Below are 12,331 nucleotides of genomic sequence, written 5' to 3'. Positions count from 1 at the left end.
CTTAAATACTTAACTTATGAGAAAAATTACTTTAAGCTTCTTATGTTGCCTCATCTCAAGCTTGGGGTTTTCCCAAGACGATTGCGCGAGTGCAATAGCAATAACCGAAGGTATATATACAGTTGATGCAATAGATGGAACAGAAGTGCCATCGCCAATTTGTGCAGCTAATGGTGGTGGTGCAACTGCAGGCGAATGGTATACATATACCGCACAAGAAAATTTAGGGCTTACAATTACCACAGACCTATCCCAAAACCAAAATCAAGATCCTCAGGCAGATACAAGGTTTCATGTATATACTGGAACTTGTGGAGATTTAGTGTGTCGCTCTGGAGATGATGATGCAGGAACTGGATTTTTATCTATAGCACAATTTAATGTTGAAGCAGGTACAACGTATTATATTGCTTTTGATAATAAATGGAATTCTTCAGGGTTTGATTTTCAAATTATTGAAGGTGCAGTTATTGCAGAACCAGAGACAATCATCACATTTACCTCTACTGGTTCTGAAACAGATGGAACTCAAAGAGCATTGGTCGATATGAATGGCGATTATTTAGATGACATCGTTTCAATTAGCACTACCAATGTTAATATCAGATATCAGCAAACTTCAGGTGACTTCACAACAGCAAACATCGAAACTACATCTGCAGAAAATTCTCCGTCGTGGAGCTTGTCTGCTGGAGATATAGATGGTAATGGCTACAACGATTTATTATATGGAGGTGCAAGTGGTGTCACATTTATGATAGCAAATGATACTGGTACTGGTTTCTCACAAATTTCAGGATCAGAATATGTGTTTTCACAACGCTCTAATTTTGTAGATATTAATAATGACGGTCATTTAGATGCCTTTGTATGTCATGATGTTGAACCTAATGTGTATTATATAAATGATGGTAATGGGAACCTAACCTTTAATCAAGGTGGATTAGGAGATACTGTAAATGGCGGCAACTACGGCTCCATTTGGATAGATTACGATAATGATCGCGATATGGATTTGTTTATAGCAAAATGTCGTGGTGGTAACTCTGGTGCCAACATTAATCAATTACATGAGAATGATGGTAGTGGTAATTTTACAGAAGTAAGTACGGCTATGAATTTGGCAGACCCAGTGCAAACTTGGTCTTCTGCTTGGGGAGATTTTGATAATGATGGTGATATGGATGCGTTTATTGGCGCCAGTTCATTTACTAATGGAGGTCATAAATTTATGCGTAACGACGAGTCTACTTTTACAGATGTTATTACAGGTACAGGTTTAGAGAATTTTGAAGATACAGATATAGAGTATGTAACTCATGACTTTGACAACAATGGGTATTTAGACATTTACTCAGGTTCTGGAAATTTCTTTTTTAATAACGGAGATATGACCTTTACTCAACAGATAGTAAACTTTGGAGCTGGTCCTATTGGAGACCTTAATAATGATGGATTTTTGGATATACTCTCTGGTAATATTTATATGAATGATGGTAATGATAACAACTGGCTAAAAATTACGACAGAAGGTGTGCAAAGTAACTGGAATGGTATAGGAGCAAGAATTGAAATACAAAGCGCAATGGGATCTCAAATGCGAGATATACGTAGTGGAGATGGTTTTAGGTATATGAGCTCTCTTAATGCACATTTTGGAATAGGTACAGATACAGAAATAGAAAGTGTAACTATTTATTGGCCATCTGGTATTGTAGATACTATTTTAAACCCGACAATAAATGAAACCTTGTTTGTTCAAGAAGGTCAAACATTATCAATTAAAGACAATAGCGCACTGCAGTTAAATTTATACCCAAATCCTACACACCAATATTTGTATGTAGAAGGTTTACAAAATGATACAAAGAATACGTCCCTACAAATTGTTGATGTTCAAGGAAAACAAGTAAATAATGTTAGGCTTAATTCAAATAGGGTAGATGTTTCTCAGCTATCTAATGGAATTTACTTTGCAACAATTACTATTAACAACCAAAGTCAGACTTTAAAATTTGTTAAAGATTAAAACTATTGAATCCAGCTGAAGATTACATATTAAAAAAACCTCAACCTTGGCAATCTATTTTGCTAGAGTTGAGGTTTATAATTTTATCAATTTCAGAAGATGTAGAAGAGTCCTACAAATGGAGTTTGCCATTTTATGGTGCCTACAAACAAATGTTCTGCTTTCTAAATTTCAGAAAAACTTATATCGATTTAGGCATTCCTTATGGTATTCATATAAAACAACATTCACAATATCTTGTTGATGGAGAAAACAGAAAAATGCTTAGATCTTTAAGATTTCACACTTTAGAAGATATAGATCATGCTATTGTAAAGGCAATTCTTACAGAAGCATTTCAGAATTTAAAACAACGCTAAAATGTATTAACCACTTGCCTTAATTTAGTAAGGTTAGTAAGTAGGCTTTCTAAGTATTGTAAATCTAGCATATTGGCTCCATCACTTTTAGCATTAGCAGGATCAAAATGAGTTTCAATAAATAATCCATCTACACCAGCAGCAATACCAGCTCTTGCAATAGTATTAATCATATCTGGTCTTCCGCCAGTAACACCACTAGTTTGGTTTGGTTGCTGTAAAGAATGCGTAACATCTAAAACAGTCGGAGCGTATTGTTTCATTGTAGGTATGCCTCTAAAGTCTACCACCATATCTTGGTAGCCAAACATAGTACCTCTATCTGTAACCATAACTTGGTTATTACCACTATCTGTTACTTTCTTAACAGCATGTTGCATACTTTCTGGAGACATAAATTGTCCTTTCTTAAGGTTTACAACCTTGCCAGTTTTGGCAGCAGCCACAACAAGGTCGGTTTGTCTTACTAAAAAAGCAGGGATTTGTAAAATATCTACATACTCTGCAGCTAGAGCAGCATCGCTATTTTCGTGAATATCTGTAACCGTAGGAACGTCAAAAGTGTCAGAAACTTTTTTTAAGATTTTAAGTGCTTTCTCATCACCAATACCAGTAAAACTATCTATGCGACTTCTGTTTGCCTTTTTAAAACTTCCTTTAAAAATATAAGGAATTTTCAATGTATTGGTAATCTCTACCACGCGTTCTGCAATGCGCAAAGCCATATCTTCACTCTCAATAGCGCACGGTCCAGCAAGTAAAAAGAAGTTGTTAGAATCTGTATGCTTTAGTCTTGGAATTAAATCAAGTTTCATAGGTTCTTTGTTTGCTGCAAAGGTACGTATATTCAGGCTCTTTTTTAATTCTGAATTTTAGTATTAAACACTGAAAAAATAGTAGTACATTTGCACGCTTAAAATAAGGCAAGACCTATGGAAATCAAAAATATAGCAATTATTGCTCACGTTGACCACGGTAAAACAACCTTGGTTGATAAAATTATGTATCACTGTCAGTTATTCAGAGAAAATGAAAACACTGGTGATCTTATATTGGACAACAACGATCTTGAACGCGAACGTGGTATTACAATTACATCTAAAAACGTTTCTGTAAACTACAAAGACATTAAGATTAATATTATTGATACACCTGGTCACGCCGATTTTGGTGGAGAAGTAGAGCGTGTACTTAACATGGCAGATGGCGTTTTATTGTTAGTAGATGCTTTTGAAGGCCCAATGCCTCAAACTCGTTTTGTACTACAAAAAGCTATAGACTTAGGCCTTAAGCCTTGTGTAGTTATAAATAAGGTAGATAAAGAAAACTGTACTCCAGACTTGGTGCACGAAAAAGTATTCGACTTAATGTTTGAGCTTGGTGCAGAAGAGTGGCAATTAGACTTCCCAACTGTTTACGGTTCTGCCAAACAAGGTTGGATGAGTGATGATTACCAAAAACCAACAGAGAATATCGAGCCATTATTAGAAATGGTTTATGATCATATTCCCGCGCCAAAAATTGAAGAAGGAACAACACAGATGTTAATTACATCTTTAGATTTCTCTTCTTACACAGGTCGTATAGCAATAGGTCGTTTACAAAGAGGACATCTTAAAGAAAATATGCAAATCTCTCTTGTAAAAAGAGATGGTAGCATACAAAAAGCTAGAATTAAAGAACTACATACTTTTGAAGGCCTTGGCCGTAAAAAAGTAGAAGAAGTAAAAGCTGGAGATATCTGCGCAATCGTAGGATTAGAAAGCTTTGATATTGGAGATACTGTAGCAGATTTTGAAAATCCAGAAGGGTTAAAAACTATTGCTATAGATGAGCCAACAATGAGTATGTTATTTACAATTAACGATTCGCCTTTCTTTGGTAAAGACGGAAAGTTTGTAACATCTCGCCACGTAAAAGACCGTTTAACTAAAGAACTTGAGAAAAACTTAGCACTACGTGTTGAAGAAACAGACAGTGCAGACAAGTTTATGGTATTTGGTCGTGGTGTACTTCACTTATCTGTATTAATTGAAACAATGCGTCGTGAAGGTTATGAATTACAAATTGGGCAGCCACAAGTAATCATTAAGGAAATTGATGGTGTTAAATGTGAGCCTTTTGAAGAATTAACTATTGATCTTCCAGAAGAAGTTTCTGGTAGAGCAGTGGAGTTTGTATCGCTTCGTAAAGGAGAGATGACAAGTATGGAAGCTAAAGGCGACCGTATGGTTTGTGAGTTTATTATTCCTTCTAGAGGTATTATAGGATTACGTAACCAATTACTTACTGCAACAGCTGGTGAGGCAATTATGGCACACCGTTTTAAGGAATATGCACCACTTAAAGGTGATATTCCACAACGTCAAAACGGTTCTTTAGTATCTATGGAAAATGGTTCTGCTATTCCTTATTCTATCGATAAGTTACAGGATAGAGGTCGTTTCTTTGTAGATCCAGGTGAGGATATTTACGAAGGTCAAGTAATTGGCGAAAACTCTCGTGGTGATGATATGGTTGTTAACGTAACTAAGACTAAGAAACTGTCTAACGTACGTTCTTCTGGAGCAGATGATAAAGCGAAGATTACACCAGCAATTAAGTTTTCTTTAGAAGAGGCTTTAGAATATATTCAGAAAGATGAGTATGTTGAAGTAACGCCAAACCACTTAAGATTACGTAAAATCTACTTAAAAGAAGTTGATAGAAAACGTTACAAGATTGTATAATCTAAGTAATGCCTAAATACACAAAACGCTTCAGATTTTTCTGAAGCGTTTTTTTATGCCTATGTGTTATTACTAAAAAAAATCTAGTTCTGTGAAGAACTAGATTTTTAATGTATGTTATATTGATTGATTACCAATCAAACTTGTAGGTGGCACCAGCCATTCCTTGTATACCGTAAACAGGAAAATTTAACCACTTCTCGTAACTATCAGCAAAAAGATTGTTTCCTTTCACAAAGAATGATAATTGATCATTTATAAGATAGTTTAATTGCACATTAGCATCAATATAAGAATCTAATGTAATGTTCTCTGTGGTAAGGTTACCACTCATATCAAAATCTGATGCTTGAGCTTGGCGTTCTCCAACAAAGAAAAGATTAGCGCCTGCAGTAAATTTATCAGTTATTTTATAGTCTGCTAATAAAGATGCTTTAAGTTCTGGCAAGTTCCAAGCTTCTTCTTGGGTGTCGGTATTGTAGCTAAAATATTCAGCATTAAGCCCTAATCGTAGCACCTTTGTAATATCAAAGTTTAGTTCTCCAAAAAAGGAGACTGTTTTAATATTGTCATACACAACACCAAAGCTGTTACCATATTCATAGTCTTCTAACAAACCTCCTAAAGGAAAGGTATTAGTGTTAGATTTAAATAAAGGCTGTGCTTCTACATTAGCGTAACTTCCTTTAATATTATAACTAATAACATCACTTAATTTACCTTTTGCTCCTAAGGATCCAACATATTGTTGGTCTGTAGGCGTAATTGCAAGAGTAGGAGATACAAATGGATTGTTATCTACAAATGCTTTATAGCTGTTTTGTTTAAGCTCTCCATTTAAGCCAGCATAAGCAATAAAATACTCGCCAGCTAGTCTGTAGCTTGCATTTATATTAGGATATACAAATATGTTAGATTCACTACTTTCTGAATCTAGGCTATAAAATACAGAAGCTCCTAAATTTAATTCTAAGTCATCCCTTAATATTAAGATGCTTGGGCTTAAACCAAGGTTAAGGTAGCTAGAGGCTAGGTCTGTAGTGCCTTCGTAATTTTGGTCAAAACTAGTATTTAAGTAATCTACACTTACGTTAGTTTGAATCTTTTCGCCTGCAATCTCAAATTCCATTTCTGGTTTTAAAGTGGCATTAATTTCAGAAGAGCCATAACTATCTCCAAATACAGACAAGCCAAATCTTGTTTGATCTAAGAAGCTGTCATTTAAACTTAAGTTTGCTCTTAAACCTGCTCCAAAGTAATTTTGGACAACATCTGTACGATTAAGGTTGTCATTAGTGACTATAATGTTATTAGAAAAACCGTACCAGTTATATTGCTTATGCAACGCATCTAAACCAATTGTATAGCTTAAATCTCTATCTCTAAAAGAGTAATCTAAACCAAGATTAGTGTCGTAATAATTATCATCTAACAAAACATCATCTATGCCTCCTTGAGCCGAGTTATGTTTAAAATTAATACCGAAGTTCTCGCCGCGATTAATCTCAAAATTGGTGTAAAATTCTGCAAAAGCAGATGTGTAGTTTCCTACACCTAAAGTTGCATAACTGTCAAAAGCCTGAATTGGTCTTGCTTTCTCTACTCTAGCTGCAGTTCCTTTTGTAGGTGTAAATGTAGAAGCTACTGGTATAGAAAAGATTTTATAAGTAATACTTTTCTTTTGCAAAGTAATAGAGTCTAAAAGCTGTGGCGTTTGCTTTACTTTAAACGCATCACTAACAGATGGTGTGTAGGGCTTTACAACAACTACAGTTTCAGAACCAATAGTTTCTTTGTCATCTTCTTGAGCTATAAGGCCAGAACTTGCCAATATAGCTATGGTTAAGATTAGGTATTTTATATTTAATTTGGACATATCCAGACTTAGATTTTTTGTTAGGTGTAGGTTAATTTGAGTGTTTAACATCTTAAAGAACTTAGTTGCCGTTAGTGTTAACATCTGCATTTGTTTTAGCTTCTTCTGTTTTAATTTTAATTAGCTCTGCTTTAGCTTCATCTACAACTGTAGGGTAGTCTGTAAAGTTGTTAATGATATTTTCTAAAATATAAGTAGCTTGGTATGCATCTTCTAAAGCATAAAAGTTCTTAGCCATAACTAATAAACTCTTTACACTATATTCTTTATATCCTGAGTACTCTTTAGCTAAGGTTTGTACACTTTCATTTGAGGCTTTGTAATTACCTGCTTTATTCTTAAAATAAGCATCATAGTATAAAGCTTCTGCAGCTAACTTTCCTGTAGCCGTTTTTTGCACCGTAGCATAAGCCGTTTTTGCTTTAGCTTCATCTCCAGTTTTCATTGCAGATCTTGCTATAATGATATGCGCATCATTTTTAACCTTAGTATCTATACTTGAGTTTGCCAATACATTTTCTGCATAGGAAACAGCTTGCTCATAGTTGTCTTGCTGGTAATAGCTTTTCATTAAGTTAGATTGGGCAAAGACAATGTTCTGCGGAAAATCTGCTTCGGTCTCTAATCGTTTAAGTACTGGTATTGCGTCTTTATAATTTGATTTCTCTAAATAAATTTGAGACAATTGAGCTAAAGATTGTTCTGTAAACTCATTACGTTCTTTGGTTAATACAAATTTATAATGAGAGATACTTTCTTCTTTTTTATTGTCTTTAAATTGAAGTTGAGCTAGATAGAAATGACTTTGTAACGCATGTAAACCATTAGGAAACTCTTCTAGGTAATTTTCAAAACCTCTTAGTGCTGCATTTGCATTTTCCTGCCTGTATTGTTGTTCTGCAGCCTCATAAGTTGTGTTGTCAAGATCTGCATCTGTAACATTTACAAAATCTAAAGTTTTAACCCAGTTGGCATATTCAGAAGTTCGTCCTAAATCTACATATATTAATCGAGCAGTTTTAACAGCTTGGTCTGCCTGTGCGGTTCCTGGAAAATCTGCGGCTACTTTTTTAAATTTCTCCAAGGCTTCATTACCACGATCTGAGTTGTAATAAATAAGACCTTGTTTTAAAAGTGCTTTTGAAACATAAGAGCTTTTAGGGACATCTCTAATTAAACGGTTGTATGCTTTTATACCTTCTTGTGTATTGCCGATAGCTACATAAGTGTTACCTAGCTCATAAAGGGCATCATCACGATATGTAGACCTTGAAAACTGATTTAAAAATGAAGTTAAGTCCTCAATCTTGCGGTCGTTCTTGTTTACAAAACCGTAACTAATAGCTTTTTGAAATGCAGCATAATCTGCAGATTTACCGCCAAGAGCAATAGCATCATTATAGCTTTCCATTGCTGGCCAATATTTACTAGTAACAAAGTAAGTATCACCCAAGCGTAAAAAAGCATCTTTTTTTCTTGAAGTATCTGAAGAGGTTTCAGAGTATTTTTTGAAATATGAGATGGCTTGCTCGTAATCTTTTTGTTTAAAGTAAGCGTACCCTAAATTATAATCTAAATTTTTATATGCTTCTGTTTGAGAGGCCGCACTCATACCTTGAAACTCTTTATAACCAATTAGAGCATCTTGAAAATTATTTAAGTTATAATCTGTTTCTGCGTTCCAATACGTAGCTCTTGCTGTAAAAGAAGCGTCTCTAGGTTCGCTTAAAGATTTTTCGAAATATGTTTTTGCTTCGGTATAGTTGTCTTCATTATACAACTCAATTCCTCTGTAAAAAGCAACTTTTTGATATGCCACTTTATTATCAAAATCTCTACTGCTTTCTAAAAGTTCCATAGCTTCAGCGTAGTTTTTAGAAGTAATATATGAGTCGATCAATAAATTTTGAAGCTCAGTTTTTTCTGCAGTATCTGGATACGTTTCTAAGTAACGTGTTAACACTTTTGGCGTACTCTCATAACTGTTTCCTATTTCATAGGATAGCTTTGCATAATTAAGAAGGGCGTCTTTTTTAATAGCATTATCAAACTCCATTTCAGAAGCGTTTTTAAATGCATTTAAGGCTTGCTGCTTTTGGTCAAGCTTTAAATAAGATTCTGCTAAGTGGTAGTATGCGTTTTGAGCAACAGCATTTTTACCATCTACAATTTTATTAAATTCAGATATCGCATTATCAAACTCGCCTTGTTTGTAATAGGCGTAACCTAGTTGGTAGTAATCTGTATTGTTCCATTTTCCTCTTGTACCTCTATACTCCTTTAGGTAAGGAACAGCTTCAGCATAATTACCTAAATTAAAATAGCTCTCACCAATAATCTTGTTAAGTTGCGACTTTTCTTTAGGATTAGACTTTGCAAGTTGTGCTTTACCTTCGGCTACAGCTTTTTCAAACTTACCAAGCTTGAAATTCATATCAGCTTGAAAGTAGCTTAGGTTTTTCTCATAACGATCGTTTCCTTTTACTTCTTCAAACAGCTCGTCTGCTTCCTGATAATCGTCACCTTCATAAGCCATAAATCCTAAATAATATTTTGCCTGCGCACCATATTCTTTAGAGTCTCTTACTTTATTCATATAGCTTTTAGCATCATCAAAACGTTTGTTCTGAAATAATGTATAGCCATAATTAAAATTGAATTTTTCTTTTTCTGAGTTAGAAAGATTACTTTGGTTTACTTGGTCATACCATTTTCTTGCACGAGAATATTGACCGTTCTCAAAGTAATAGTTGGCAACATCACTAAACGCTGAGTTGCGTTTTGTACTTGTAGGATATCGATCTACAAAATCCTGCATAAGATCATCTGCACCTTGCTGGTTAAGTCTTACTGCACAATTAGCAATATAATAGGAGCAATTGGCCTCAACAGTACCATCTTCTGTGGTTAGCTTTACTTTTTCAAATTGTTGTTGTGCTGCAGCAAATTGATTGTTATCGTACAAAGACAGTGCTTGTTCATACGCTACATATTGATTTGTAAATACAGCTGTTTGTTGTGCTGAGGCTGTATGTAACAGTAATCCGAAACTTAGGATGACTAATATTTTGGGTAGTTTCATTATAAATAATTGTTAGTAGGTTCTGGAGAACTAAATTACAAGTTCATGACTATCATAACGTGAAAGTTCTGTTATAATTATGCAAATCTTATACAGCTTTAACGTAGTTAATTATACAACAGTAAATTTATGATGATACTAAGGTGTTTAAGTTGAAGTTATAGAAGAGAAGCTTTTTTAAATATGTTGTCTGTATATTAAAAACTATAGCAACATTTTACGCCTCATTAGCTAAAATTTGTACTTTTAACCCAAAACCTACACCAATGTCTGAAACTGTTTTAGAACTTAAAAATGCAGCAATTTATCAACGTGAAAGCCTTATACTTTCTGAAGTAGATGTGCATATAAACAAAGGTGACTTTGTGTATTTAATAGGAAAAACAGGAACAGGGAAGAGTAGTTTTATGAAAACACTATACGGCGATTTACCATTGCAAGAAGGAGAAGGTAGTATAGTAGATTATAACCTGAGAACATTAAAAGAGAAAGATATTCCCTTTTTAAGACGAAAGCTAGGTGTAGTATTTCAAGATTTTAAATTATTGAATGACAGAACTATTCGAGGTAATTTAGAGTTTGTTCTTAAAGCAACTGGCTGGAAAGACAAAAAAGGGATGGATAGTAAGATAGACGAAGTTCTTGATAAGGTTGGCATGAAAACCAAAGCCTTTAAGTTTCCTTACCAATTATCTGGTGGCGAGCAACAGAGAGTTGCAATAGCAAGAGCTTTGCTTAATGATCCAGAACTTATTTTGGCAGATGAGCCAACAGGTAACCTTGACCCGCAAACGAGTGTTGAGGTTATGGAAGTGTTGCAAGACATAAATAAAAATGGCAACACTATTTTAATGGCAACACATGATTATGCTTTACTCCTTAAATACCCTTCAAAAACTTTAAAGTGTGATGGACAAAAGGTATTTGAGGTTGTTCAGAAAAAACAAACTACTTAGCCTTACTTAAAGACTTAAGTTTTGGATATAATAAAACACTCAAAATAATAATTAAGGCATAGTTAGGAACGTTGAGCCTGTCATATTGTTCTGCAGAAATCCCTATAACCGTTATTGTATATCCTAAGGATAACGAAATAAATAGCAGTAATTTATCTTCTTTAAATTGTAGTTGCTTTTTTAAAGCTAAGAAAAGCGTTAATAATAAACCTACTATCCCTAAACACGAGAATGCAATATTTTGGAATTTTGAAAGCAGTAATAGTATAGTCTTGCTTAACGTAAAGTAAGGTGTGTTCTTTAAATTTTTAGCATCTAACACATACAAACTTGGAGTGGTGAGATTGTGTAATTGGTTTTTTAAGTACACGTTTATTACACCAAAAGGGTTTTCTGAAATTTCAGAAATAAATTTAGAAGTAGCATATTCACGACGCTCTGTATATGGTTTATTAAAATAAGGAGACATCCAATCGTCTTCGAAAGCTTTGCGGTCTGTGTAATTAGATGTAGCAAAAGCGGCAGGCTCTGTTAGGTAATGGTGTACTGTAAACGAATCTATGTAGCTAATTGTAAAATCACCATACTCTTGTTTCATTAAGCTACATTGTCCTAAAATGATTAAAGCAGCAGCGGCAACAAAAAAACGACTTTTAGATGCTAAAGATTTTAAAAATGTAAACCCATAAATTACGAGTAATAAAAATATTATGAATTTTGAAATTGGTCTAAATTCAATAGATATAATTATAAAAGCTATCCCAACACTCAGCCATAAAATACTGTTATCAATCTTATGTTTTGTTAGGCCATAAATACCTATGAGAATGCAGAATAACCAAGGAATTTCAGAAAGCAATAAATTATTTAATACTGTTAAACCTATACAGGACATAAATAAAAGCGCACCATAAAAAGCGAATTTCCTATTGCTTAGCTTTAAGATAATGAGGTATAGGAAGGTTATGCAGCCTAACCAAAGTAAAAGGTTTATTGGTTTTACATAGGTAAAAACACTTTGATAATCTTGCCCTAATGCACCTGGTATAGTCGCATAAATCGCCATACCTAATGGCCGCCATTGGTGAGGCTGAAAATCATAAATTAATAACTGTGCAGCTTTTAGGTAAGTAGAGCAGTCTACATAAATTGAATTCTGGCTCCACAAATTTATACTTGTAAATACCAAGACATACCAAATGACAGAAATGCTAAGAAGTAGATATAGCGTTTTGTAACTTGATTTATATTTTAGAGCCACTATGATTAATTGAATATCTTTGCAAGATAAATATTTTAT

8 protein-coding genes are annotated in these 12,331 nt (G+C 34.1%); 4 read left to right on the top strand and 4 right to left on the bottom strand.

All coding sequences use genetic code 11. The features are described from left to right. The first annotated feature begins 16 nt into the window (after positions 1-16). Together CA2559_RS00225 and CA2559_RS00220 are read left to right on the top strand one after the other, a co-directional pair. Positions 17-2,029: an FG-GAP-like repeat-containing protein gene (locus tag CA2559_RS00225; RefSeq protein ID WP_083798845.1), complete on the top strand. Its 2,013-nt coding sequence runs from the start codon at positions 17-19 to the stop codon at positions 2,027-2,029. Positions 2,030-2,034: 5 nt separating this feature from the next. Beyond that, positions 2,035-2,388, top strand: coding sequence for a DUF1801 domain-containing protein (locus CA2559_RS00220; RefSeq protein ID WP_013185810.1), 354 nt, complete (start codon positions 2,035-2,037; stop codon positions 2,386-2,388). Here CA2559_RS00220 and kdsA read toward each other — a convergent pair. Then, positions 2,385-3,203 (bottom strand): 3-deoxy-8-phosphooctulonate synthase, encoded by an 819-nt coding sequence (kdsA, locus tag CA2559_RS00215; RefSeq protein WP_013185809.1) that lies wholly within the window; start codon positions 3,201-3,203, stop codon positions 2,385-2,387. The genes CA2559_RS00220 and kdsA overlap by 4 nt on opposite strands. A 117-nt stretch (positions 3,204-3,320) precedes the next feature. Here kdsA and typA point away from each other — a divergent pair, with 117 nt between their 5' ends. Then, the gene (gene typA, locus CA2559_RS00210) at positions 3,321-5,117 is read left to right on the top strand and encodes a translational GTPase TypA (protein WP_013185808.1); all 1,797 of its coding nucleotides are present in this window, start codon (positions 3,321-3,323) and stop codon (positions 5,115-5,117) included. A gap of 130 nt (positions 5,118-5,247) precedes the next feature. Here typA and CA2559_RS00205 read toward each other — a convergent pair whose 3' ends face one another. Then, entirely contained in the window at positions 5,248-6,993 is a 1,746-nt protein-coding gene (locus CA2559_RS00205; RefSeq protein ID WP_041241047.1) for a TonB-dependent receptor, read from the bottom strand. A gap of 61 nt (positions 6,994-7,054) precedes the next feature. Further along, on the bottom strand, positions 7,055-10,075 hold the full coding sequence (locus CA2559_RS00200) for a tetratricopeptide repeat protein (RefSeq protein WP_013185806.1): 3,021 nt from the start codon (positions 10,073-10,075) through the stop codon (positions 7,055-7,057). Positions 10,076-10,341: 266 nt separating this feature from the next. On the opposite strand from CA2559_RS00200, the gene CA2559_RS00195 reads away from it, so the two are divergent. Then, entirely contained in the window at positions 10,342-11,031 is a 690-nt protein-coding gene (locus tag CA2559_RS00195; protein WP_013185805.1) for a cell division ATP-binding protein FtsE, read from the top strand. Here the strand turns inward: CA2559_RS00195 and CA2559_RS00190 are convergent. After that, positions 11,024-12,292, bottom strand: a complete 1,269-nt coding sequence (locus CA2559_RS00190; RefSeq protein ID WP_148232751.1) for a hypothetical protein — start codon at positions 12,290-12,292, stop codon at positions 11,024-11,026. The two genes, CA2559_RS00195 and CA2559_RS00190, sit on opposite strands and share 8 nt — an antisense overlap. Between the last annotated feature and the right edge of the window lie 39 nt (positions 12,293-12,331).

This window comes from Croceibacter atlanticus HTCC2559 (assembly GCF_000196315.1).
GTDB classification, from domain to species: Bacteria; Bacteroidota; Bacteroidia; order Flavobacteriales; family Flavobacteriaceae; genus Croceibacter; species Croceibacter atlanticus.
This window is presented reverse-complemented; position numbering and strand designations above follow the sequence as displayed.